A 22,814-nucleotide genomic window follows, 5' to 3' on the forward strand; every position below is an offset into this window, starting at 1 on the left:
CGTGGGCGTCGCCAACGTCATGGGCAACTCCGGCCAGACATGCAGCGCCTGGACCCGGATGCTGGTGCACACCTCCCGGTACGACGAGGCGGTCGAGCTCGCCGCGGAGGCGGCCGCCAAGTACGGCGACCGCATCGGCCCCCTGGTCAACGCCAAGCAGCACGCACGGGTGCGCGGCTACATCGAGAAGGGAGTGGCGGAGGGCGCCCGCCTCGTCGCGGGCGGCCCCGAGTCCCCGCGCGAACAGGGCTACTTCGTCAGCCCGACCGTGTTCGCCGACGTCACCCCGGAGATGACCATCGCCCAGGAGGAGATCTTCGGCCCCGTCGTCTCGCTCATCCGCTACGAGGACGAGGACGACGCCCTGCGCATCGCCAACGGCACCGTGTACGGCCTGGCGGGCGCGGTCTGGGCGGGAGACGAGGCCGAGGCGGTGGCGTTCGCCCGCCGGATGGACACCGGGCAGGTCGACATCAACGGCGGCCGGTTCAACCCGCTCGCCCCGTTCGGCGGCTACAAGCAGTCCGGCGTCGGCCGCGAACTCGGCTCCCACGGGCTCGCGGAGTACCTCCAGACCAAGTCCCTCCAGTTCTGACCGCCCTGTTCGCCCCGCCCCGTTCCTCCGTCGCCCACCGTCAAGGAGCCTGTCCGTGGTCCGCGCCGCCGTACTGCCCGCCGTCTCAGCTCCCCTGGAGATCACCGGCATCGAACTCCCGGAGCCCGGACCCGGTCAGGTGAGGGTCGCCCTCGCCGCCGCCGGGGTCTGCCACTCCGACCTCTCGCTGTCCAACGGCACCATGCGGGTGCCCGTCCCCGCCGTCCTCGGCCATGAGGGCGCGGGCACCGTCGTCGCGGTCGGCGAGGGCGTCGGCCATGTGGCACCCGGCGACGGCGTCGTCCTCAACTGGGCGCCCTCCTGCGGGAACTGTCACGCCTGTGCGCTGGGCGAGGTCTGGCTCTGCGCGAACGCCCTGAACGGCGCGGGTGCCGTGCACGCCCGGCGGGCGGACGACGGCAGCGAACTGCACCCCGGGCTCAACGTCGCCGCGTTCGCCGAGGAGACGGTCGTACCCGCCGGCTGCGTCCTGCCCGTGCCGGACGGCATCCCGCTCACCGACGCGGCCCTCCTGGGCTGCGCGGTCCTCACCGGATACGGCGCCGTGCACCACTCGGCGCAGCTGCGCGAGGGCGAGACGGTCGCGGTGTTCGGCGCCGGGGGAGTGGGGCTGGCCGCGCTCCAGGCCGCCCGCATCGCCGGTGCCTCGCGCATCGTCGCGGTCGACGTCTCCCCGCAGAAGGAGGAGCTGGCCCGCATCGCCGGTGCCACCGACTACGTGGTGGCCTCGGAGAACACCGCGCGTGAGATCCGGGCCCTCACCGGCAAGCAGGGGGTGGACGCCGCCATCGAGTGCGTGGGCCGCGCCGTCACCATCCGGACCGCCTGGGAGTCGACCCGGCGCGGCGGCCGGACCACGGTCGTCGGCATCGGCGGCAAGGACCAGCAGGTCACCTTCAACGCCCTGGAGCTCTTCCACTGGGGCCGCACGCTCTCCGGCTGCGTCTACGGCAACTCCGATCCCGCACGGGACCTGCTCGTGCTGGCCGCCCACGTCCGGGAGGGCCGGCTCGACCTGGGCGCCCTGGTGACCGAACGCATCACCCTCGACGGCATCCCGGCGGCGTTCGACAACATGATCGCGGGCAAGGGCGGCCGGGCCCTGGTGGTCTTCTGACAGCCGTCCGCGATCCCCGCCGGACACGACCGAGTACACCTAAGGGCTGTCCCGTAATCCCTGGTGGATCAGCGTGCGGCGTCGGACGCGGTGCATCGCAAGGCGGAGGGACGCCCGAATACTGGATGTATTCGGGCGTTCCGACAACGCGGCGAGGTGCCGTGGCCGTCGTCGCGCGCCCGCCAGGGATTACGGGACAGCCCTTAGGGTCTGACCGCCCTGTGCGTGGTGAGCAGCCGGGCGTCCATCTCGCCCTGCTCGAAGAGCCGGGAGGCCGGGCCCACGATCAGCGGGTCCGGCTCATGGGCCACCGCGACGTCCTTGTCCGGGTAGTCGAAGCGGTGCAGCACGTGCCGGATCGCCTCCAGCCTGGCCCGCTTCTTGTCGTTGCTCTTCACCACGGTCCAGGGCGCGTCCGCCGTGTCCGTGTGGAACAGCATCAGCTCCTTGGCCTCCGTGTACGCGTCCCACTTGTCCAGCGAGGCGAGGTCGACCGGGCTGAGCTTCCACTGCCGTACCGGATCGATCTGGCGGATCATGAACCGGTTGCGCTGCTCGTTGCGGGAGACGGAGAACCAGAACTTCACCAGGTGGATGCCGTCCCGGGCGAGCATCCGCTCGAAGCCCGGCGCCTGGTGCATGAATTCGAGGTACTCGCGGGTGGTGCAGAACCCCATCACCCGTTCCACACCGGCCCGGTTGTACCAGGACCTGTCGAACAGCACGATCTCCCCGGCCGACGGCAGATGCGCCGTGTACCGCTGGAAGTACCACTGGGTGCGCTCGCGTTCGGTGGGCTTCTCCAGCGCCACCACCCGCGCGCCACGGGGGTTGAGGTGCTCGGTGAACCGCTTGATCGTGCCGCCCTTGCCGGCCGCGTCCCGCCCCTCGAAGAGGATGACGAGGCGTTCGTCGCGCTCCTTCACCCAGTGCTGGAGCTTGAGCAGTTCGATCTGGAGGGCACGCTTGGACTTCTCGTACGCCCGGCGGCCGAGTTTGTGGTCGTACGGGTAGTTCTCCCGCCAGGCGTCCCGGGCCCGGCCCTCGGGCGTCACCAGGACCGGATCGTCGTCGCCGCTGTCGGCCACCCGGAAGCCTTCGAGCCCGGAGCCGCCGTACCGTGCCGCCTCGGTGAGCGCGTCCAGCATGGCTTCCCGGTCCCCGCTCCGCCGCTTCTTCGCGTCCCGCTGCTCCGTCTTCTTCGCGTCCCGCTGCTCCGTCCGCTCAGCGCCGGTCGGCTTCCCGGTGTTCCGCGTCATGTCGGCGTCCCTCCACCGGCGGTGCCGGATTCTTTCGCGTCAGGCCAGTCTGCGGACGCAGCCGGGAGACCGCCACCCCGGCCAGGCAGAGCAGTCCGCCGCCGACGGTGAGCGGCGCGGGCACCTCGTCCAGCACCAGCCAGGACATCAGCACCACCAGCGCCGGCACCGCGTACGTGGTGGCGCCCATCCGGCCCGCCGTGGTCCGGGCGAGGGCGTAGGCCCAGGTGGTGAAGGCCAGCGCGGTCGGGAAGAGGCCCAGATAGACCATGTTCAGGGTGGCGGACAGCGGTGCGCCGGCGGCGTCGGAGACCAGCGCACCGGAGAACGGCAGACAGGCGACGGTGCCCACCAGGCAGCCGTAGGCGGTGATCTGCAGCGCGGAGCCGTGCCGCAGCGCGGGCTTCTGGCGTACCACCCCGGTCGCGTACGCCACGGCGGCCAGCAGACACAGCGCCACTCCTAGCACCGACGCACCGCCCTCCCCCGACATCGAGAGCCCCACCACCGCGGCGCCCGCGAACGACACGGCCATGCCCGCCACCAGCCTGCGGGGCAGCCCCTCGCCCAGCATCCGGGCACCGAGCAGCGCGATCAGCAGCGGCCCGATGTTCACCACCATCGCGGCCGTGCCCGCGTCGACCTGCTGCTCGCCCCAGTTGAGCACCACCGTGTACAGCCCGAACCAGAGCAGCCCGGACCAGATGATCCCCGGCCAGGCGGCCCGCGAAGGCAGCCCCTCGCGCCGCACCACCAGGAGCACGCCGAGCGCCAGCGAGCCGGCCAGCAGCCGGCCGAGGGCGAGCGCACCGGGCGAGTAGGCCTCGCCGGCGCTGCGGATGGAGACGAAGGCGGAGGCCCAGAGCAGCACGGTGGTGCAGGCCGCGGCGGTGGCCCGCCAGTCGCGGCGGGCGGCGGCGGGGGCGGGGATCGGGGGTGTGGTCATGGCCCCGACAGTAGGGCCGCGACCGTTCGGCCCCTACCGAATTGTCGTCGGCTCGATGCCGAGGTGCTCGTACAGCGCCCGTTCCCCGGCCGGGGTGGCCTTCACCGCACGCCCGGACCCGATCCGTACGCACCACCCGGCGTCCAGCGCATGACGGCACAGCGCGGCGCCCGCCACCCCGGCCAGATGCGGCCTGCGCTCCGTCCAGTCCAGGCAGCCGCGTACGAGGGGACGCCGCGAACCCGTCTCCAGGCCGATGCCCAGCTCGTCGAACCAGCGCAGGCCCTCGCCGGTGAGCGCGAAGCCGGTGTCCTGGGCCAGCAGCCCCCGTACGGTCATGGCATCGGCGATCGCGATGCCGATCCGCCCCGCGAGGTGGTCGTAGCAGGTGCGGCCGCGGGCCATCGCGCTGTCCGCGCCCGCCGCGCCCAGGGTGCGCGGCCGCACGGGTGCGGAGCCGGGGACGACGTGCGCCGCCAGGTCCTCGACGAGGTGCGCGATCCGTTCGTCGGCCAGCCGCAGATAGCGGTGGCGGCCCTGCCGCTCCTCGGCCAGCAGCCCGCCCGCGACGAGCTTGCCGAGGTGTTCGCTGGCGGTCGACGGTGCCACGGAGGCGTACCGGGCCAGTTCACCGGCGGTCCAGGCGCGGCCGTCGAGCAGGGCCAGGCAGAAGGCCGCGCGGGTCTCGTCGGCGAGGAGCGCGGCCAGGGTGGCGAGCCGGGGCGCTGCCGGGTCGGGGTGTGCCATGCGTGCCATGGGAACCAGGATGCGTCAGGGACGCTTCGGCGCCGGCCGAACCGTTCTGGCCGGTGCCAGCAGTTCGTACTGGGCCGAGAGTCCGTCGACCAGGGCCCGCAGCCCGGTCTCGAAGGCCCCCTCGTCGACCTTCCGGCCCCGCTCGGCCAGCAGATGGGCCTGGCCCAGGTGCGGGTAGTCGGCGGGGTCGTACGCCGTCTCGTCGTCGACGAAGCCGCGGGCGAAGGAGCCCAGTGCCGAACCGGTGATGAAGTAGCGCATCAGGGCCCCGATGTACGTGGCCTGGGCGGGCGGCCAGCCGGCCCTGACCATCGCGCCGAACACCGCGTCGGCGACCCGGAGTCCGGCCGGGCGGCGGCCGGGGCCCTGGGCCAGCACCGGAACGATGTGCGGGTGCTCGGTGAGCGCCGCACGATAGGAGACGGCCCAGTCGTGCAGGGCGGCGCGCCAGTCGCGGGTGTCCGACTCGTCGAACATCGACAGATCGACCTGCGCGGACACGGCGTCCGCGACCGCGTCCAGGATCTCGTCCTTGTTGCGGAAGTGGTTGTAGAGCGAGGGTCCGCTGACCCCGAGTTCGGCCGCGAGCCGACGGGTGGAGACGGCGTCGAGCCCCTCGGAGTCCACGAGCGCGCCCGCCGTCTCGACGATGCGGTCTCTGCTGAGGAGGGGCTTGCGCGGTCGGGCCATGCGGCACATAGTAGGGCCTGAAAGCGGAAAACTAGCAGTGCTAATTAAAGTGTGGGAGTCGAAGGATGAACCTGGAGCTCAGCGAGGAGCAGGAAGCCGTCCGGCAGCTCGCCAAGGACTTCGTCGCCCGCGAGGTCGCCCCGAACGCCGTGGCGTGGGACCGCTCCGAGAACGTCGACAAGTCGATCGTGAAGAAGCTGGGCTCCGTCGGCTTCCTCGGACTGACCGTTCCCGAGGAGTACGGCGGCTCCGGTGGCGACCACCTCGCCTACTGCCTGGTCACCGAGGAGCTCGGGCGCGGCGATTCCTCGGTCCGGGGCATCGTCTCCGTCTCCCTCGGCCTCGTCGCCAAGACCATCGCCGCCTGGGGCGACGAGGAGCAGAAGCGGCACTGGCTGCCGAGGCTCACCGCGGGCGAGGCGATCGGCTGCTTCGGCCTCACCGAGCCCGGCACCGGCTCCGACGCCGGGAACCTGACCACCAGGGCCGTCCGGGACGGCGAGGACTACGTCATCAACGGCAGCAAGATGTTCATCACCAACGGCACCTGGGCCGATGTCGTGCTGCTCTTCGCCCGCACCAACGACACCCCGGGCCACAAGGGCATATCCGCCTTCCTGGTCCCCACCGGCACCCCCGGCCTCAGCCGTCGCACCATCCACGGCAAGCTCGGCCTGCGCGGCCAGGCCACCGCCGAAGTGGTCCTGGAGGACGTCCGGGTGCCCGCCTCGGCGCTCATGGGACCGGAGGGCAAGGGCTTCTCCATCGCCATGTCCGCCCTGGCCAAGGGACGGATGTCGGTCGCGGCCGGCTGCGTCGGCATCGCACAGGCCGCCCTCGACGCCGCCGTGGGCTACGCGGGCGAGCGCGAGCAGTTCGGCAAGTCCATCGCGAGCCACCAGCTCGTCCAGGAACTCATCAGTGACATCTCCGTGGACGTCGACGCCGCCCGGCTGCTGACCTGGCGGGTGGCGGACCTCGTCGACCGCGGCGAGGACTTCGCCACCGCCGCCTCCCAGGCGAAGCTCTTCGCGTCCGAGGCCGCCGTCCGCGCCGCCAACAACGCGCTCCAGGTCTTCGGCGGCTACGGCTACATCGACGAGTACCCGGTCGGCAAGCTGCTGCGCGACGCCCGGGTGATGACGCTGTACGAGGGCACCAGCCAGATCCAGAAGCTGATCATCGGCCGTGCGCTCACCGGGGTCTCCGCCTTCTGACGCGGGCTCCGACGCTCGAACGGGCGTCTGAGTACCGGGCTGAGTACCCGAGCGGATGTGGCGCACGCCACCTCGGCCGATGCTGGGCGGCATGAGTGAGACAGCACAGGTCAAGCAGCAGGGCACCGCGGCCTTCTATGGGCAGGCCGTCGCCTCCTTCGGGGTGGCGATGGGCGCGGTGGCCCTCGGTATCTACTTCCTGGACGCCGACGCCTGGGTCCGCGGATTCCTCGCGATCGGCGTCCTCTACCTCGTCACCTCCTGCTTCACCCTGGCCAAGGTCATCCGTGACCGGCAGGAGGAGGGCCGGATCGCCAGCCGGGTCGACCAGGCCCGGCTGGAGAAGATCCTCGCCGAGCACGACCCCTTCCAGAAGCTCTGACGATCCCGCCGGACGGACCCTAAGCGCTTGCTCAGGTTCGGGGTATGGTGTTCGTCCTGCTGATGAGAGGGGCGAGTGACGATGAGCACGGCGGAGGAGACCGACGGCGACAGCGCGCCGTGGGCCGAGGTGACGCCCGAGGCGGCCAGGCGGCTGCTCGTCGCCGCCGTCGACGCCTTCGCCGAGCGCGGGTACCACGCCACCACCACCCGCGACATCGCGGGCCGGGCGGGGATGAGTCCCGCCGCGCTCTACATCCACTACAAGACGAAGGAAGAGCTGCTCCACCGGATCAGCCGGATCGGCCACGACCGTGCCCTGTTCGTCCTGGAGGCGGCCGCCGACAGCGGGGGCACGGCGGCCGAGCGGTTGGCCGAGGCCGTACGGTCCTTCGTCCGCTGGCACGCCGAGCGGCACACCACCGCCCGCGTGGTCCAGTACGAACTCGACGCCCTCGGTGAGGAGCACCGCACCGAGATCGTCGAACTGCGGCGCAGGAGCGACGCGGTGGTGCGCCGGATCATCGGTGAGGGCGTGCAGGCGGGGGAGTTCGACGTCCCCGACGTGCCGGGCACCACGCTCGCCGTGCTCTCGCTCTGCATCGACGTGGCGCGCTGGTTCAACGAGCAGGGCAGCCGGACGCCGGACGAGGTCGGCGAACTCTACGCCGACCTCGTGCTGCGCATGGTCGCGGCCAAGCGGTAGCGGCCGCGGGCCGCTTGTCCGGAAGCGGCGGCGCGTCCTCGGGGGTGTCAGAAGTAGTAGCGGGACACCGACTCGGCCACGCACACCGGCTTGTCGCCGCCCTCGCGCTCGACCGTGACGACGGCGGTGACCTGCACGCCGCCCCCGGCCTCCTCGACGCTCTTCAGGACGGCCGACGCGCGCAGCCGCGAGCCCACCGGCACGGTGGAGGGGAAACGGACCTTGTTCGTCCCGTAGTTGATGCCCATCTTCATGCCCTCGACCCGCATGATCTGCGGTACGAGCGTCGGCAGCAGCGAGAGCGTGAGATAGCCGTGCGCGATCGTCGCGCCGAACGGTCCGGCGGCGGCCCGCTCCGGGTCCACGTGGATCCACTGGTGGTCACCGGTGGCGTCGGCGAAGAGGTCGATCCTCTTCTGTTCGATCTCCAGCCAGTCGCTGTGCCCCAGCTGCTCGCCCACTCCGTCGCTCAGCTCCTGCGCGGACGTGAAGATCCTCGGCTCTGCCATGTCCCTGGTCCCTGCCTTTCCAGCTCTGGGCATCCCTCATCGCACTTTCTAAGCGCTTGCTCAGCATGGTTGGCGGGTGCGTTCCTGTCAACGAGGGACCCGGCGCGAGGCGGGACAGTAGGGTTGGAGGGGTGCCCCAGATCCCACAGACGCTCCACGAGCTCACGGTCGGACAGCTCTCCGCGCGCAGCGGCGCCGCCGTCTCGGCCCTGCATTTCTACGAGGCCAAGGGCCTGATCAGCAGCCGCCGCACCACCGGCAACCAGCGCCGCTACACCAGGGACGCGCTGCGCAGGGTGGCGTTCATCCGCGCGGCACAGCGCGTCGGCATCCCGCTCGCCACGATCCGGGACGCCCTCGCCGAACTCCCCGAGGAGCGCACCCCGAACCGCGAGGACTGGGCACGGCTCTCCGCGGCCTGGCGCTCCGAACTCGACGACCGCATCGCGCGGTTGGGGCGGCTGCGGGACCATCTCACCGACTGCATCGGCTGCGGCTGCCTGTCGCTGGAGAACTGCGTGCTCTCCAACCCCGACGACATCTCCGGCCGGCGGATCAGTGGCTCCCGCCTGATGCCGGAGCACCCGCCGGCCGAGCGCCCGTAGCTCCGGGCGCCGCCGGTGCGGGGGCCGGGCGGCGGGCGCGATCGGGCCGCATGCCCCGGCACGTCTCACGCCACGGATGCCAGGTCTCGCCGCGGGGTGCTCCGGGCCTTCGCCAGTGCCCGCGGGGTCAGTACCGGCTGCGGCACCACGATCCCGCAGTCCGTGCAGACCGGGCCCGACCACGGCTCGTGGAGCCAGCGGAGGTCGGCGCCCGCGCAGACCGGGCAGGACGTGCCGGGGGCCGACTCCAGCGCCGCGATCAGCCGGCTCAGGACCTCGGCGAGCGGCGCCGACGGGTGCACCGCCGGATCCTCGCAGCGGGCGACCCCGTTGCCGCCCCAGCTGCGCCGGTGCCAGTCGTCGAACGCGCCGGGCCGGCGCAGCCCGTCGTGCTTCTCCCGCCTGCGGCGCTCGGCGAACCCCGCCTCGTAACCGAGCCAGACCGCCCGCGCCGCCTCCAGCTCGTCCAGCGCGCGCATCAGCCGCGCCGGATCGGGGGACCGGTCCTCGGGCCCGATGCCGTGCCGCACGCACAGATGGTCCCAGGTCGCCCGATGTCCGTAAGGGGCGAACCTCTCCAGGCACTTGCGCAGCGAATACCGCCGCAGTGCCAGATCGCTCCGTGGATCGCGGACCTGTCTCGCAAGACTCCGGAATCCCGCCACCGCACCGTCACCTCCGTCGCTCGTACTTCGGCGTCGAAGGATGGACGTACGGCCACCCCGATCGGATCCCGCATGGCTGATGTTGTCCGGAATTCGGTGCGGTCCGGCGGTGCGGTGCTGCTGCGGTCGATGCCGTGTGACGATTCGGAGAAGGTGACGGTTGTTCACCTTACTGACGAGTCATATCGCCAGTAACCTCCGGCGCATCGGCCTCCCGGAGGAGCACGCATGCCCCCACGCACCGTCAAGTTCAGAGCCGCCGCCGTCGCCGCGGTTCTCGCCCTCGGCACCACCCTGCTCGCGGCCACGCCGCAGGCCGGCGCCGCAGAACCCGCCCCCGTCACCGACTACTGCCAGGGGCAGTGCGACGACATCCTGCCGCCCGGCGAGAACGGCAACGCCACCCTCGTCGACATCCTCGGCAACAAGGCGTTCGGTACGCACCCCAAGCACAGCGACGACCAGCTCGACCGCTACAACGGCCTGGTGGCCGGACAGTCGGGGCTCACCGACCAGAAGCTGACCGACTTCTTCAACGACGCCTCGTTCGGCGTGCCCGAGAACCAGGTCGAGTCCGTCACCTCGCCCCGGGACGACGTCACCATCACCCGTGACAAGGCGACCGGCGTCCCGCACATCAAGGGCACCACCCGCTACGGCACCGAGTTCGGCGCGGGATTCGCCGCCGGGCAGGACCGGCTCTGGCTGATGGACCTCTTCCGCCACATCGGACGCGGCGAACTGACCTCGTTCGCCGGCGGCGCCCTCGCCAACCAGGGCCTGGAACAGCAGTTCTGGCCGCAGGCCCCGTACACCGAGGCCGATCTCGAAGCCCAGGTCGAGTACATCAGGACCCACGAGGGCGCCCGCGGCAAGCAGGCCATGGCCGATGCCCAGGCGTACGTCGACGGCATCAACGCCTACCGGACGAAGTCCAAGAACGGCCGCTACTTCCCGGGCGAGTACGTCCTCACCGGCAAGGTCGACGCCATCACCAACATCGGCGAGATACAGCCCTTCAAGCTGACCGACCTGATCTCCATCGCCTCGGTGGTCGGCGGTCAGTTCGGCGGTGGCGGTGGCGGGGAGGTGCAGGCGGCGCTCTCGCTGCTGGCCGCCCAGCAGAAGTACGGCGTCGCCGAGGGCACCAAGGTCTGGGAGTCCTTCCGCCAGCGGGAGGACCCCGAGGCCGTGCTGACGATCCATGACGGCACCTCGTTCCCGTACGCGGGCAAGCCCGGCAAGGCGCGCGGCACCGCGCTGCCCGACGCCGGGTCCGTCACCCCGGAGCCCCTGATATACGACCGGACCGGCTCCGCGGGCACTGACCGGAAGGCCCCCGTCAAGGCCCCGGCCCCGCTGAAGAAGGCCCAGGGCATCTACGACGACGGCGTCATCCCCGAGGGCTCGCTGCCCGGTTCGGGATCCGGCGCCCAGAAGCGCGGCATGTCCAACGCCCTGCTGGTCTCCGGGAAGAACACCGCGAGCGGAAACCCCGTCGCCGTGTTCGGGCCGCAGACCGGCTACTTCGCCCCCCAGCTGATGATGCTCCAGGAACTCCAGGGGCCGGGCATCAGCGCCCGCGGCGTCTCCTTCGCCGGTGTCGGCATGTACATCCAGATGGGCCGCGGTCAGGACTACGCCTGGAGCGCCACCTCGGCCGGCCAGGACATCACCGACACCTACGCCATCGAGCTGTGCGAGCCCGACGGCTCCACGCCCGCCAAGGACTCCACGCACTACCTCTACCGCGGCACCTGCACCGCCATGGAGACGCTGGAGCACACCAACTCCTGGAAGCCGACCGTCGCCGACTCCACGGCGAAGGGCTCCTACCGGATGCAGGTGAGGCGCACGAACTACGGCATCGTCACCCACCGCGCCACCGTGGGCGGCAAGCCCGTCGCGTACACCTCGCTGCGCACCACCTACCGCCACGAGGCCGACTCGATCATCGGCTTCCAGATGCTCAACGACCCGTCGTACGTCAAGGACGCCGCCTCCTTCCAGCGGGCGGCGAGCAATATCGACTACGCCTTCAACTGGTTCTACGCCGACTCCCGCACCGCCGCCTACTACAACAGCGGCATGAATCCGGTGCGCGCCGCGGGCGTCGACCCGGCGCTGCCGGTGCGGGCCGCGCGGGCCTACGAGTGGCAGGGGTACGACCCGGCCGCCAACACCGCCGCGTACACCGCGTTCGCCGAGCACCCGCACTCCAGCGGGCAGGACTACTACATCTCCTGGAACAACAAGCAGGCCAAGGGGTACGCGTCCGCCGGCTTCGGGCTCAGCGCCGTGCACCGGGGCGATCTGCTGGACGACCGGGTGGCGAAGCTGGTCGAGGAGGGCGGAGTGACCCGCGCGTCCCTCACCCGGGCCATGGCCGAGGCCGCCGTCACCGATCTGCGCGGTGAGCAGCTGCTGCCCGAACTGCTGAAGGTGATCCGCTCGAAGCCGGTGACCGATTCCGAACTCAACGGCGCGGTACAGCAGTTGGAGTCCTGGCGGGCCTCGGGCTCGCAGCGCCGGGAGAGCAGCCCCGGCTCGCACACGTACACCCACGCCGACGCGGTGCGGATCATGGACGCGTGGTGGCCGGAACTGGTCGAGGCCGAGTTCAGGCCGGGGCTCGGCGACGACCTGTACGGAGCGCTGACCGCCAACGTCGCCACCGACGAGTCCCCGGCGGCGAGCCACGGCGCGAGCGGCGCGCACAGCGGGTCCGCGTTCCAGTACGGCTGGTGGGGCTTCGTCGACAAGGACCTGCGCCAGGTCCTGGGGCAGCCGGTCGAGGGGCCGCTGGCCAGGACGTACTGCGGCAACGGCGATGCGGGCAGCTGCCGTGACGCGCTGCTCGCGTCCCTGAAGCAGGCCGTGGCCCGGCCGGCGACGGAGGTCTACCCCGGGGACGACAACTGCAAGGCGGGCGAGCAGTGGTGCGCCGACTCGATCGTCCACCGGCCGCTCGGCGGGATCGGCCAGAAGGCGATCCACTGGCAGAACCGCCCGACGTACCAGCAGGTGGTGGAGTTCCCCGCCCACCGGTAGGGCGATGAACCGCTGAGCCGGGCGGGTCCGATTTCCTCGGGCCCGCCCGGCGTCGTCTCACCGGTACTGGAGATACTGCTTGCGCACGGCACGGAACGCGGCGAGATCCTGCGCCCAGGCCCCCACCACCTCGTCCGTGTCCGCCCCCGCGTCGATCATCGTGCGGACCCGGGTGTTGCCGGTGAGCTTGTCGATCCAGTTGTCGGCGCGCCAGGCGAACCCGCTCCACGTCTGCTTCGCCGTCACCAGCAGCGCGATCCCGGTGCGTACCGGATCGAAGACCTCGCGGTCCTGGACGTGCAGCTGCACGCCGCCGACCGTCCTGCCCTGGAACTTGGAGAACGTCGGCGCGAAGTACGCCTCGCGGAACGCCACCCCGGGCAGGTCGAGCGCGTTCGCGGCCGCCGCCCAGCGGTGGTCGACGCCCTCCGCGCCGAGCAGTTCGAACGGCCGGGTGGTGCCGCGGCCCTCGGAGAGGTTGGTGCCCTCGAACAGGCAGGTCCCCGAGTAGACGAGCGCCGTGTCGGGCGTCGGCATGTTGGGGCTCGGCGGCACCCACGGCAGCCCGGTCGTGTCGAAGAAGTCCGAGCGCTTCCAGCCGGACATCCTCACGATGCGCAGGTCCACCGGCCGCTCGGCCAGGAACCGGGCGTTGAAGAGCAGGGCCAGCTCGGTGACCGTCATGCCGTGCGCCTGGGCGATCTCCCGGCGGCCCACGAAGGTGCCGAACGCCGGGTCGAGCACCGGACCGAGCGCCGCCCGCCCGGTCACCGGGTTCGGCCGGTCCAGGACGACGAACCGCTTCCCGGCGAGCGCCGCGGCCTCCATGCAGTCGTACAGCGTCCAGATGTACGTGTAGAAGCGGGCGCCCGCGTCCTGGATGTCGAAGACGACCGTGTCCACGCCGGACGCCGTGAAGACATCGGCGAGCGGCCGGCCGCTCTTCAGGTACGTGTCGTAGACCGGCAGTCCGGTCGCCGGGTCGTCGTACCGCCCCTCGGAACCGCCCGCCTGCGCGGTGCCGCGGAAGCCGTGCTCGGGGCCGAAGACGGCGATCAGGTCCACCCGCTCGTCCGAGTGCATCACATCGACGATGTGGCGGACGTCGGAGGTGATCCCGGTCGGGTTGGTGACCACCCCGACCTTCTCGCCCCTCAGCAGCGCGTAGCCGTCCGCCGCCAGCCGGTCGAAGCCGGTACGGACCCGGCCCTGCTTCTTGCCCGCGGAGGGGGCGGCGCTCGCGGCCCCGGTCCCGGCGGCCGTCGCCGCGAGGGCCCCCACCGCACCGCCGGCGGCCAGCAAACCACGTCTGGACAGGCTCATTCGGCTACCTCCATGATCGCGACCTCTGTCATGGTCACGCACGCTAGCGCGCGTTCAGGCCATACGGAACGAGCCGGACGGGACGGTTGTGACGGGAGTGTCTCCGGAGCGGTCTCCGCCCCTTCCGTTCCGGCATACCGACTGGTTAGTCTGCCAGGGCAGTCGGTTGAGAGAGGCGGGTCCCGATGAGTGCGGTGCAGGGCGCGGGCGTGGTGGTCACAGGGGCCGGAGGCGGCATCGGAGCCGCTCTGGCCCGCGGATTCGCCGACCGGGGCGCACGGGTCGTGGTCAACGACCTCGACGAGGCGAGGATCAAGCCGCTGGCCGAGGAGATCGGCGGCGTCGCCGTCGCCGGTGACGCCTCGCGGATCGTGGACGCCGCCAGGGACGCGCTCGACGGCACCGTCGACATCTACTGCGCCAACGCCGGCCTCGCCTCGCCCGGCGACGTCTTCGCGGACGAGGAGGTCTGGGCCGCGGCCTGGGACGTCAACGTGATGGCCCACGTCCGCGCGGCCGGGGCGCTGCTGCCCGACTGGCTGGAGCGCGGCAGCGGGCGCTTCGTCACGACCGCGTCCGCCGCCGGACTGCTGACGATGATCGGCGCCGCGCCGTACAGCGTCACCAAGCACGGTGCCGTCGCCTTCGCCGAATGGCTCTCGCTCACCTACCGCCACCGCGGCGTCAAGGTCCACGCGATCTGCCCGCAGGGCGTACGGACGGACATGCTCACCGCCGCCGGATCGGCCGGGGAACTCGTTCTCGCCCCCGGTGCCATCGAGCCCGAGGCGGTCGCCGGAGCGCTCTTCGACGCCATCGCCGAGGACCGCTTCCTCGTCCTGCCGCACCCCGAGGTCGCCGGGTACTACCAGGCCCGCAGCAAGGACACCGACCGCTGGCTCGGCAGCATGAACCACCTTCAGCAGAAGTGGGAGGAGACCGGCGCATGACCGGGTCCGCCGAGGGGGGATGAGACCGGCGCACGGCCGGGTCCGTCTACGCCGCCAAGCCCTGGACCGCCCTGCTCGGCGAGGCCCGGCGGGCACCCGTCGATACGTCAGCCTCCGGCCCGGTGCCTCGGCCGGGCCCGAAGAGTTGAGTGCGTACTACAAGGAACGGCTCGCCGCGTACAAGTACCCGCGCGAGGTCGAGATCCTGGCCGAACCTCCGAAGACGGCGAGTGGGAAGATCCTCAGGCGGGAACTGCGTTCCCGCCGATGACCGATTCACGCGGAAGGAAGGTGGCGGCAATGGCCAAGGCGACGGACGGGGACACGGCTCCCGTCCCTCAGCGGCTGCTGGCCGCCGCCACCCGGCTCTTCGCCGAGCAGGGCTACGACCGCACCTCGGTCCAGGAGATCGTCGAGGCGGCAGGCGTCACCAAGGGAGCCCTCTACCACTACTTCGGCTCCAAGGAGGACCTCCTCCAGGAGGTCTACGCCCGGGTGCTCCGCCTCCAGCAGGAGCGCCTCGACGCCTTCGCCGACGCCGACGCCCCCGTCGAGCAGCGGCTGCGCGACGCCGCGGCGGACGTGGTCGTCACGACCATCGAGAACCTCGACGACGCCTCGATCTTCTTCCGGTCCATGCACCACCTGAGCCCGGAGAAGAACAAGCAGGTCCGGGTGGAGCGGCGCCGCTACCACGAACGCTTCCGGGCCCTGGTGGAGGAGGGGCAGCGCAGCGGGGTGTTCTCCACGGCCACCCCGGCCGACCTGGTCGTCGACTACCACTTCGGTTCGGTCCACCACCTGTCCACCTGGTACCGCCCCGACGGCCCGCTCAGCCAGCAGGAGGTCGCCGACCACCTGGCCGATCTGCTGCTGCGCGCGCTGCGGCCCTGAGGGCTGTCCCGGCCGGGCTCGTCAGCCGGTCGAGAAGTGCCTCCGCCGCCGGGTTGCCCGGCCGGGGTGCCCGCCCCGCCAGGACCACGGTCCGGCCGGGCTCGGGCTGGCGGATGCTCACACACGGCAGCCCCGCGTCCTCACCGATCCGCCGGGGCACGATCGCCACGCCGATCCCGGCCCGTACGAGATCGACGAGCAGCCGGATCTGGGTGACGTCACAGGTGATCCGGCGCTCAAGACCGCAGTGCGCGGCCAGTCTCCGCACCGCGGTCTCCAGCCCGGTGCCCGCGCGGAAGTCCACGAACGGCTCGTCGGCGAGATCCTTGACCAGGGTGCGTCCTGCGGTCGCCAGCCGGTGGCCCGGCGCGGTGATCAGCACCAGGTCCTCGTGCCAGGTCGCGAACCCGACGATGCCCTCGGGGAGTTCGGCGGCGTCCGGCGCGAGATAGGCGAGATCCAGCTCACCGGCCCGCAGCCCCGAGACCAGCTCCGGCGTGGTCGCCTCGCGCAGCGAGATCTGCACCCCGGGCCACCGCCGGTGGTACGAGGCCAGCTCGGCCGCCAGGTCCACGCAGGTCAGCGTCTGGATGGTGCCGATCCTGACCCGGCCGGTCACCAGCCCCGCCACGGCAGCCACCGCGTGCCGTGCCGCCTCGGTCCCGGCGAGCACCGAACGGGCCGCCGGCAGCAGTGCCCGGCCCGCCTCGGTGAGGATCACCCGCCGGCCGGTCCGGTCGAACAGCTCGGCCCCCAGCTCCCGTTCGAGGTTGCGCACCGAGGTGCTCAACGCGGACTGCACGATCAGCTCGGCACGGGCCGCGGCGGTGAAACCGCCGTGCGTGACGACCGCCATGAAGTGGCGGAGTTGGCGTAGCTCCATCCATCAACGGTATCGATCGCAGCCAGCTGAACCATCTGTTGGACCGATCTCGGATGCGGGCCGAAGCTGGAGGTATGACTCACATCCAGCCGTCCGCACACGTCCCCGCGCTCTGGACCGCGGCGTACGGTCCACACCACGCGCCGGCGGTACGCCTCGCCGCCCGGTGCCTGCTGCGGATCAGGGCCTTCGTCCGTGAGCTGGCACTGGCGGACCACGTGGGATCCGGCGGCTACTGAGCCGGCCGCCGGGCGGGCGCGGGCCCGGAACCCGTTGGTGGGGCCGAAGAGCGCCCGGTTAGCATCCGACGATGCAGACGCCCGCAGACGAACGGTTCCACGCCCTGGAGCGACTGATCGGGCACGAGGACCCCGGGCAGCGTCATCGCGGGCTGGTCCTGCTGACCGAGCACCTCACCGACCGCCCCCCGTCCGACGACGCGGAGGCGGACGCACTCGCCGCCCTGCTGCCCGCGACGCTGACCGGACCGCCGGAGGCGGACCTCCTCCTGGCCGGGCTCCATGAACGGCTCGGCCACCGCCTCGGGGACCGTCCCCGGCCGCCGTGGCGCACGGCCGGGCAACTGCCGGCGGCGGTACGGATCGCCTGGCTGCGCGCCGATGTGCTGCACGACCCCGGGGTGCTCCGCGACGAGACCCCGGGCGAACTCCTCTACCAGGCCGTGCGCGGGGCGGCCGTCACCGGCACGCACCGGCCGGCGCGGCTCGTGGACGAGCTGGCGGGCAGCGGCGATCCGGTGCTCCGGGCCGAGGCGCTGCGGCTGGCCCGGGAGGGGCTGCACGCCGGACTGCTGGCCCCGGCGCTGGTCCGGGAGGACCTGATCGGTCTGCTGGGCTCGGACAACGCCCCGGTCGTCGCCGCGGCGCTGGGCGAGCTCGCCGAACCGTGGGCGGCGACGGATCCGCTGCCGCCCGAAATCCTCGCCCCGTTCCTCGCCGCCGGTCCGGAGCGGGGTTGTCCGGAGCGGGGAGGTCCGGACCGGGCCGGGGCGGAGAAACCGGCGGGGGACGCGGTGCCGGTCCGGCCCGAGGTGGCCGACGCCGCCCTCGTGGCCGCCGCGCGCCACGGCCACCGGGGCCTGCTGCGCCGGGTCGTCGACGACCCCGGCCTTCCGCCGGGCCTGCGCCGGCGCGGCCTGGAACTGCTCGGTGACCTGGCGGAGCGCGACGACATCGGCGAGCTGACGGCCGTCGCCGCGCGCGATCCCCTGCTGCTGGGCGGACCGGCCGTGACCTGCCTGCGCGGACTCCACCGGCGCGGCCACTTCCCGGCCGGTCCGGACGTCCCCGCCGTCGTCGGCCTGGCCCTGGCCGACCACTCGATCCCGCCCCGCGAGGTGGCGACGATCCTCTTCACCGCCCGCAAGGAGACGCTCCGGGTACTGACGGACGCACCGGCCGGCGATCCGGGCTGGCCGCGACGGCTCGCCCTGCTGGTGGCCCTGGCCGGACAAGGTGCCGGCGACCTCCCGATCGGGGACGCGATCGCACGCGTCCTGCCCGCCGCCCCCGCCCCCGGGCCGTTCCTCGAAGCGATCCGCGAACTGTGCCACACGGACGCCGAAGAGGCCGTGATCGCCCTGCTGCCCGTCGCCCCGGCCGCGGCCCTGGACACCCTGGAGGCGATCGGCGGGGACCGCACGGCCGAGGCGCTGCGCGAAGGGCTGGGCCTCACCACCGGCGGGACGGCGCCCCATCTGCGTCCCGTACGCAGGCGCGCACTCGAACTGCTGTGGCTGCTGAACCGCGATCCGGAGCTCCGCCGCGAACTCCTCGCACGGCTGGACCCCGTCGATCTGCCGCCCCGCGTCGCAGCCGGTCTCGGCGGCCCGGACGAGCGGGAACTGGCCCTGCTCGGCTCCCACCTGGACCCGGACGCGCCGGAGGCGGCACTGTGCCGGCTGGCCGCCCACGGCGACGCCGGCACCCTCCCGGTCATTGCCGACCTGCTGCTGCGCATCGTGGCCGAGCTGGCCGCGGCGGGGGAGCCGGGCGCGGCCACCCGGACGGGCGAGTACGGACAGCCGGCCGGTGAGCCGGTGGTGCCGCAGGCGGTCCTGGACGCGGTGAACGCACTGGGCCGCAGACTCCACGCACGGGGCGCGATCCGGCCGGTCTGCCTGCTCGGCGCCGCGGACGAGCACGCAGCGGGGAACGCACTCGCCGCGACCCTGGCACTGGACCTGCTGGACCGGCCCGGACTGTCCGACGGCGAGCGGGCGATCCTGCTCGAAATGCTCCTGCGGACCCCCTGGACGGGCACCCGGGCGAGGGTGCACCGACTGCTGCGCCACCGCGACCGGCACGTACGCAAGCACGTCATCGCCCTGCTCGCCCGCGATGCCACCGGCGAGGACGCCCAGGCCCTGTCGGCGACGCTGATCGCGCTGACCGCCGCGCCGGACATCCAGACCGTCCGGCAGGCGCTGCTCGCCCTGGGCCACGCCCGCGCCCACTGGGCGAGCGCCGCGATCGCCGCCCGTCTCGACCATCCGAACATGAACATCAGGAAGACGGCGGCCCAGGCGCTGGTCCGCGCGGGCACCCCGGCGGCGCTCCCGAAGCTCCTCCTGCGGCTCGGACGCGACGGCAACCCCGGTCTGCGCGGCACCCTCGTCGCGGCCCTGCGAGCGGTTCTCGGCGACGCCTACGCGGCCACCCTCCTCGCCGCAGCCGAGCACAGCCGGGACGACGCCGCCCGGGAACTGCTGCTGGCGGGCCTCGACGGCACCCTCACCGCACGCGCGGTCCTCGCGCTGGAGGACCAGGGCTCACCGGTGGCGGCCACGCTGCTCTCGCTGGTGGCGTCCCGCCGGGTCGCCCTGGCCTCCGGCACGACGCGGGACCTGGCGCCGGCCCTGGCCCGGCACGGGATCACCGTCCCGGCCGCCGAGCAGCCGTCGTCGGCGGCCGACGACGCGGACCGTGACATCAGGGCACTGGCGGCCCGGGGCTGGGACCCGGAGATCGCGCTGCGCGTAGCCGAACGGGACGGGCAGCTCCGCTTCGACCAGTCGGAACAGCTCCGGCCGATGCTGGCCGACTGGCTCCGGCTCGCCGGCTCCCGGCCGGGGCCCGGGGGCGGCGAGACGCGGAACAGGCTGGTGCGGTTCGCGCTGCGGCTCTGCACCGGGCCCGGAGGCATGGCGCGGTTCGAGCTGCGGCTGCGCGACGAGCCCCGGGACGCGGAGCTCATCACGTTCGCCCGGTCCGCCCCGGTCCTGCTGGACGCGCTCGCCGACGCCCGGGACGGCGACCGGCACGACCTGATCGCCCTGCTCGAAGCGGTGGCGCCGGAGCTGACGGCCACCGGGAGACCGGCCGTCGTCGCCGCCGTACGGGAACTGCGCCCCGCGCCCGCGACGCCGAGCCGGTCCACGCTGACGCTGCTGCGCCGCCTCGGTGCGGTCCCGGTCCGCGCCGACCTCGACCGGGCCCTCGCGGACGCCCGGCTCGGCACCGACCCCTGGCGGGCCGAGACCGCCGTGCTGCGAGAGGCATTCGCCCTGCCGGAGACGACCGGCGCCGACGCCCCGCCCGCCGGTACCCGGGCCTGGCGGGCCGCGCTGGACGAGGCGGTCCGCACCCCGGGCACGCTGGAGGAGTTCCGCCGGAGGGACGACGGCTCGGTCCCCTCGCGGGACCGGCTGACCGCCCTGATCGAGGCCCACCGGGATGCCGGCCCCGGGGTCCGGGCCGCACTGCTCGACTGGATGACGGCGCTTCAGCCCATCGACGCACCGCCCTGGACCATCGCCGAGACCGCCCACGCGCCGGCCCCGCCACCACGGGACGTACGCGTCGACGATCCCGGCCGGCCCCGTTCGGCCGCCCTGCGGGAAAGGCTGCTGGCCATGCTGGGATCGGCCGACGCGGACCGCAGACGGACCGCGGCCCTCGCGCTGGCACGGTGGCCCGAACCGGAGGCCGGGCTGCCGGTGCTGCGCGCCTACCTCCACGGCCGGATCGACCTGCCAGGCGGCCCCGGCGCCGGCCCGGCCGGGCTGCTGGGCGCGATCGACGAGGCGGAACTGCGGGAGGAGGGCGTCCTGCCCGACCGGGTGGCGCTCGCCGCCCGGCTCGATCCGTGGGAGCTGGAACGGCTGGTCCCGCTGCTGCTGGAGTGGTGGGAGCACGCCCCGCCCGCGGTGGCCCGGACCGTTGCCGACGCGCTCCGCGCCTGCCCCGCCGACGTGCTGGCCGCAGCCCTGGGCGACCGCCTCGACGCCGGGGCCTGGGGCTTCCTGGACCTGCTCGTCGGCCGTCCGCTCCTGCGCACCCCCGCGCTGACCCGGACCCGCCGGCGCCTGCGCACCGAAGGGCGCGACGACCTCGCCGGCCGGCTTCTGCTCGTCGAGGGCCCGCTGCGCGGGCCGGACGCGGAGCGGGAGGACGCGGCGGCACTGGCGGCGCTCCGCGACCGCGGCACGGCGGTCCCCGCCGGAGCCGGGCGGCGCCCGACCCGGCAGGAACTGCTGGACCTGGCCGCGACCGGGTCACCGGAGCAGATCTGCCGGGCGCTCACGGAGCTGGCCGGGACCCACACCGGCCCGGAGCCGGACCCGGACCGCCGGCTCGTCGGCCTGCTGGGCGAGTTGCTCACCCACCCCCGGTCCAAGGTCCGGCTCCGCGCCCATCGGACCTCACGGACGATGCTCGGCCGGCCGGCCCACCTGCGCCACACCGAACTCCTCCTGGACGACCCGCGTCCGGACGTGGTGCGCATGGCGATCCGTACGCTCTGCCGGGCGGGCTGGGAGCCCGCCCTCCCCGCCGTGACGGCACTGCTCGGACACCCGCACGCCGTCGTGCGCGCCACGGCGGCCGAAGCGCTCGCCGAACTGGGCGGGGCGGCGGTCCCCGCCCTCCGCAAGGCCGCCGCCCACGCCCGGCCCGACCGGCGCTCCCGCTACACGGACGTACTGGACCGGATCAGGGCCGGGGAGGAGCGGGGCCCGTCCGCGGAGCCCGGCCGCCCTGCGGGTGCCGATTGCGTGGAGCCCGGCCGGCCTACAGGTACCGCTTGATCTCCCGCCGGGCCAGCGAGCGCTGATGCACCTCGTCCGGGCCGTCCGCCAGCCGCAAGGTCCGCGCCGCCGCCCACAGTTCGGCCAGCGGGAAGTCCTGGCTCACCCCGCCCGCGCCGTGCAGCTGCACCGCCCGGTCGAGGATGTCGACCACCGCGCGCGGGGTGGCGATCTTGATGGCCTGGATCTCCGTGTGCGCGCCCCGGTTGCCCACCGTGTCCATCAGCCACGCGGTCTTCAGCACCAGCAGCCGCAACTGCTCCACCGTGACCCGCGCGTCCGCGATCCAGTTCTGCACGACGCCCTGCTGGGCGAGCGGCTTGCCGAAGGCCGTACGGGACACCGCCCGCCGGCACATCAGCTCGATGGCCCGCTCGGCCATGCCGATCAGCCGCATGCAGTGGTGGATCCGGCCCGGTCCCAGCCGTGCCTGGGCGATGGCGAAGCCGCCGCCCTCCTCGCCGATCAGGTTCTCCGCCGGTACCCGCACATCGGTGAGGACGACCTCCGCGTGACCGCCGTGGTAGTGGTCCTCGTACCCGTACACCCGCATGGCGCGCCGCACTTCGAGGCCGGGGGTGTCGCGGGGGACCAGGATCATCGACTGCTGACGGCGGACATCGGCGCCCCCGGGGTCCGTCTTGCCCATCACGATGAAGATCTCGCAGTCGGGGTTCATCGCCCCGGAGATGTACCACTTGCGGCCGTTGATGACGTAGTCGCCGCCGTCGCGCACGATCCGGGTCTCGATGTTCGTCGCGTCGGACGAGGCGACCTCGGGCTCCGTCATCGCGAAGGCCGAGCGGATCTCACCGGCGAGCAGCGGCTCCAGCCACCGCTTCTTCTGCTCGTCGGTACCGAACTGGAAGAGCACCTCCATGTTCCCGGTGTCCGGGGCCGCGCAGTTGAGCGCGGTCGGCGCCAGCTGCGGGGAACGGCCGGTGATCTCGGCGAGCGGCGCGTACTGGAGGTTGGTCAGCCCGGCCCCGTACTCCGCGTCCGGCAGGAAGAGGTTCCACAGCCCCTGCCTGCGCGCCTCCGCCTTCAGGTCCTCGACCACCTGCGGGGTGTCCCACGGGGAGGCCAGCAGCGCGCGCTGCTCGTCCGCGGTCCTCTCGGCGGGGTGGACGTACTCGTCCATGAAGGCGAGCAGCTTGCCGCGCAGTTCTTCGGTGCGGGCGTCGAATGCGAAGTCCATG

20 protein-coding genes and 1 pseudogene are annotated in these 22,814 nt (G+C 72.9%); 12 read left to right on the forward strand and 9 right to left on the reverse strand.

Annotated elements, in window-relative coordinates; all coding sequences use genetic code 11:
- Together ACFYY1_RS20980 and ACFYY1_RS20985 are read left to right on the forward strand one after the other, a co-directional pair.
- The coding region (locus ACFYY1_RS20980) for an aldehyde dehydrogenase family protein (RefSeq protein WP_388587584.1) at positions 1 to 595 on the forward strand (595 nt) is incomplete at its 5' end.
- 55 nt (positions 596 to 650) lie between these two features.
- Positions 651 to 1,733 carry a Zn-dependent alcohol dehydrogenase gene (locus tag ACFYY1_RS20985; protein ID WP_388587586.1) on the forward strand — a complete coding sequence of 361 codons (1,083 nt, stop codon included), beginning with the start codon at positions 651 to 653 and terminating at the stop codon, positions 1,731 to 1,733.
- A 203-nt stretch (positions 1,734 to 1,936) separates the two neighbouring features.
- Here the strand turns inward: ACFYY1_RS20985 and ppk2 are convergent, their stop codons facing one another.
- From ppk2 to ACFYY1_RS21005, 4 genes are all read right to left on the reverse strand, one after another.
- A complete protein-coding gene (ppk2, locus tag ACFYY1_RS20990) occupies positions 1,937 to 2,881 on the reverse strand; it encodes a polyphosphate kinase 2 (protein WP_388588089.1) in 945 nt (314 codons plus the stop codon).
- Positions 2,882 to 2,957: 76 nt separating this feature from the next.
- Positions 2,958 to 3,938, reverse strand: coding sequence for a DMT family transporter (locus tag ACFYY1_RS20995; protein ID WP_388587589.1), 981 nt, complete (start codon positions 3,936 to 3,938; stop codon positions 2,958 to 2,960).
- A gap of 33 nt (positions 3,939 to 3,971) precedes the next feature.
- Positions 3,972 to 4,694 carry an ArsR/SmtB family transcription factor gene (locus ACFYY1_RS21000; RefSeq protein WP_388587592.1) on the reverse strand — a complete coding sequence of 241 codons (723 nt, stop codon included), beginning with the start codon at positions 4,692 to 4,694 and terminating at the stop codon, positions 3,972 to 3,974.
- Between the two features lie 15 nt (positions 4,695 to 4,709).
- Positions 4,710 to 5,384, reverse strand: a complete 675-nt coding sequence (locus tag ACFYY1_RS21005) for a TetR/AcrR family transcriptional regulator (protein ID WP_388587594.1) — start codon at positions 5,382 to 5,384, stop codon at positions 4,710 to 4,712.
- Positions 5,385 to 5,449: 65 nt separating this feature from the next.
- On the opposite strand from ACFYY1_RS21005, the gene ACFYY1_RS21010 reads away from it, so the two are divergent.
- From ACFYY1_RS21010 to ACFYY1_RS21020, 3 genes are all read left to right on the forward strand, one after another.
- Positions 5,450 to 6,601, forward strand: a complete 1,152-nt coding sequence (locus ACFYY1_RS21010; protein WP_388587597.1) for an acyl-CoA dehydrogenase family protein — start codon at positions 5,450 to 5,452, stop codon at positions 6,599 to 6,601.
- A 91-nt stretch (positions 6,602 to 6,692) separates the two neighbouring features.
- Positions 6,693 to 6,983, forward strand: coding sequence for a YiaA/YiaB family inner membrane protein (locus ACFYY1_RS21015; protein WP_266736154.1), 291 nt, complete (start codon positions 6,693 to 6,695; stop codon positions 6,981 to 6,983).
- Between the two features lie 81 nt (positions 6,984 to 7,064).
- A complete protein-coding gene (locus ACFYY1_RS21020; RefSeq protein WP_266736152.1) occupies positions 7,065 to 7,688 on the forward strand; it encodes a TetR/AcrR family transcriptional regulator in 624 nt (207 codons plus the stop codon).
- A 47-nt stretch (positions 7,689 to 7,735) separates the two neighbouring features.
- On the opposite strand, the gene ACFYY1_RS21025 is transcribed toward ACFYY1_RS21020, so the two are convergent.
- On the reverse strand, positions 7,736 to 8,197 hold the full coding sequence (locus ACFYY1_RS21025) for a MaoC family dehydratase (RefSeq protein ID WP_388587600.1): 462 nt from the start codon (positions 8,195 to 8,197) through the stop codon (positions 7,736 to 7,738).
- Positions 8,198 to 8,328: 131 nt separating this feature from the next.
- On the opposite strand from ACFYY1_RS21025, the gene soxR reads away from it, so the two are divergent.
- Entirely contained in the window at positions 8,329 to 8,802 is a 474-nt protein-coding gene (soxR, locus tag ACFYY1_RS21030; RefSeq protein ID WP_388587602.1) for a redox-sensitive transcriptional activator SoxR, read from the forward strand.
- A gap of 65 nt (positions 8,803 to 8,867) precedes the next feature.
- Here soxR and ACFYY1_RS21035 read toward each other — a convergent pair whose 3' ends face one another.
- Complete coding sequence (locus tag ACFYY1_RS21035) at positions 8,868 to 9,467, reverse strand: hypothetical protein (protein WP_388587604.1); 600 nt, start codon at positions 9,465 to 9,467, stop codon at positions 8,868 to 8,870.
- 228 nt (positions 9,468 to 9,695) lie between these two features.
- On the opposite strand from ACFYY1_RS21035, the gene ACFYY1_RS21040 reads away from it, so the two are divergent.
- On the forward strand, positions 9,696 to 12,518 hold the full coding sequence (locus tag ACFYY1_RS21040; protein WP_388587606.1) for a penicillin acylase family protein: 2,823 nt from the start codon (positions 9,696 to 9,698) through the stop codon (positions 12,516 to 12,518).
- A gap of 57 nt (positions 12,519 to 12,575) precedes the next feature.
- Here ACFYY1_RS21040 and ACFYY1_RS21045 read toward each other — a convergent pair whose 3' ends face one another.
- The gene (locus tag ACFYY1_RS21045) at positions 12,576 to 13,841 is read right to left on the reverse strand and encodes an exo-beta-N-acetylmuramidase NamZ domain-containing protein (RefSeq protein ID WP_388587609.1); all 1,266 of its coding nucleotides are present in this window, start codon (positions 13,839 to 13,841) and stop codon (positions 12,576 to 12,578) included.
- Between the two features lie 185 nt (positions 13,842 to 14,026).
- On the opposite strand from ACFYY1_RS21045, the gene ACFYY1_RS21050 reads away from it, so the two are divergent.
- From ACFYY1_RS21050 to ACFYY1_RS21060, 3 genes and pseudogenes are all read left to right on the forward strand, one after another.
- Entirely contained in the window at positions 14,027 to 14,791 is a 765-nt protein-coding gene (locus tag ACFYY1_RS21050) for an SDR family oxidoreductase (RefSeq protein WP_388587611.1), read from the forward strand.
- Positions 14,792 to 14,888: 97 nt separating this feature from the next.
- Positions 14,889 to 15,062 (forward strand): annotated as a pseudogene (locus ACFYY1_RS21055) (long-chain fatty acid--CoA ligase); the annotation flags it as partial.
- A gap of 29 nt (positions 15,063 to 15,091) precedes the next feature.
- Positions 15,092 to 15,685 carry a TetR/AcrR family transcriptional regulator gene (locus tag ACFYY1_RS21060; RefSeq protein WP_388587614.1) on the forward strand — a complete coding sequence of 198 codons (594 nt, stop codon included), beginning with the start codon at positions 15,092 to 15,094 and terminating at the stop codon, positions 15,683 to 15,685.
- Here the strand turns inward: ACFYY1_RS21060 and ACFYY1_RS21065 are convergent.
- Entirely contained in the window at positions 15,624 to 16,568 is a 945-nt protein-coding gene (locus ACFYY1_RS21065; protein ID WP_388587616.1) for a LysR family transcriptional regulator, read from the reverse strand. The genes ACFYY1_RS21060 and ACFYY1_RS21065 overlap by 62 nt on opposite strands.
- Positions 16,569 to 16,642: 74 nt before the next feature.
- Between ACFYY1_RS21065 and ACFYY1_RS21070 the strand changes: the two genes are divergently transcribed.
- Positions 16,643 to 16,807, forward strand: a complete 165-nt coding sequence (locus ACFYY1_RS21070) for a hypothetical protein (RefSeq protein ID WP_388587619.1) — start codon at positions 16,643 to 16,645, stop codon at positions 16,805 to 16,807.
- 71 nt (positions 16,808 to 16,878) lie between these two features.
- A complete protein-coding gene (locus ACFYY1_RS21075) occupies positions 16,879 to 21,615 on the forward strand; it encodes a HEAT repeat domain-containing protein (RefSeq protein ID WP_388587622.1) in 4,737 nt (1,578 codons plus the stop codon).
- On the opposite strand, the gene ACFYY1_RS21080 is transcribed toward ACFYY1_RS21075, so the two are convergent.
- Positions 21,599 to 22,813, reverse strand: coding sequence for an acyl-CoA dehydrogenase family protein (locus ACFYY1_RS21080; RefSeq protein ID WP_388587625.1), 1,215 nt, complete (start codon positions 22,811 to 22,813; stop codon positions 21,599 to 21,601). The genes ACFYY1_RS21075 and ACFYY1_RS21080 overlap by 17 nt on opposite strands.
- Between the last annotated feature and the right edge of the window lies 1 nt (position 22,814).

Origin of the sequence: Streptomyces sp. NPDC001890 (genome assembly GCF_042891445.1) — a bacterium.
In the GTDB taxonomy this organism is placed as follows: domain Bacteria; phylum Actinomycetota; class Actinomycetes; order Streptomycetales; family Streptomycetaceae; genus Streptomyces.

What these genes read in the sequence shown, in the direction of transcription:
- ppk2 (WP_388588089.1), bottom strand. Translation starts at nt 2,881, where the DNA reads ATGCTGGACGCGCTCACCGAGGCGGCACGGTACGGCGGCTCCGGGCTC.
- ACFYY1_RS20995 (WP_388587589.1), bottom strand. Translation starts at nt 3,938, where the DNA reads ATGACCACACCCCCGATCCCCGCCCCCGCCGCCGCCCGCCGCGACTGG.
- ACFYY1_RS21000 (WP_388587592.1), bottom strand. Translation starts at nt 4,694, where the DNA reads ATGGCACGCATGGCACACCCCGACCCGGCAGCGCCCCGGCTCGCCACC.
- ACFYY1_RS21005 (WP_388587594.1), bottom strand. Translation starts at nt 5,384, where the DNA reads ATGGCCCGACCGCGCAAGCCCCTCCTCAGCAGAGACCGCATCGTCGAG.
- ACFYY1_RS21010 (WP_388587597.1), top strand. Translation starts at nt 5,450, where the DNA reads ATGAACCTGGAGCTCAGCGAGGAGCAGGAAGCCGTCCGGCAGCTCGCC.
- ACFYY1_RS21015 (WP_266736154.1), top strand. Translation starts at nt 6,693, where the DNA reads ATGAGTGAGACAGCACAGGTCAAGCAGCAGGGCACCGCGGCCTTCTAT.
- ACFYY1_RS21020 (WP_266736152.1), top strand. Translation starts at nt 7,065, where the DNA reads ATGAGCACGGCGGAGGAGACCGACGGCGACAGCGCGCCGTGGGCCGAG.
- ACFYY1_RS21025 (WP_388587600.1), bottom strand. Translation starts at nt 8,197, where the DNA reads ATGGCAGAGCCGAGGATCTTCACGTCCGCGCAGGAGCTGAGCGACGGA.
- ACFYY1_RS21040 (WP_388587606.1), top strand. Translation starts at nt 9,696, where the DNA reads ATGCCCCCACGCACCGTCAAGTTCAGAGCCGCCGCCGTCGCCGCGGTT.
- ACFYY1_RS21045 (WP_388587609.1), bottom strand. Translation starts at nt 13,841, where the DNA reads ATGAGCCTGTCCAGACGTGGTTTGCTGGCCGCCGGCGGTGCGGTGGGG.
- ACFYY1_RS21050 (WP_388587611.1), top strand. Translation starts at nt 14,027, where the DNA reads ATGAGTGCGGTGCAGGGCGCGGGCGTGGTGGTCACAGGGGCCGGAGGC.
- ACFYY1_RS21060 (WP_388587614.1), top strand. Translation starts at nt 15,092, where the DNA reads ATGGCCAAGGCGACGGACGGGGACACGGCTCCCGTCCCTCAGCGGCTG.
- ACFYY1_RS21065 (WP_388587616.1), bottom strand. Translation starts at nt 16,568, where the DNA reads ATGGAGCTACGCCAACTCCGCCACTTCATGGCGGTCGTCACGCACGGC.
- ACFYY1_RS21070 (WP_388587619.1), top strand. Translation starts at nt 16,643, where the DNA reads ATGACTCACATCCAGCCGTCCGCACACGTCCCCGCGCTCTGGACCGCG.
- ACFYY1_RS21075 (WP_388587622.1), top strand. Translation starts at nt 16,879, where the DNA reads ATGCAGACGCCCGCAGACGAACGGTTCCACGCCCTGGAGCGACTGATC.
- ACFYY1_RS21080 (WP_388587625.1), bottom strand. Translation starts at nt 22,813, where the DNA reads ATGGACTTCGCATTCGACGCCCGCACCGAAGAACTGCGCGGCAAGCTG.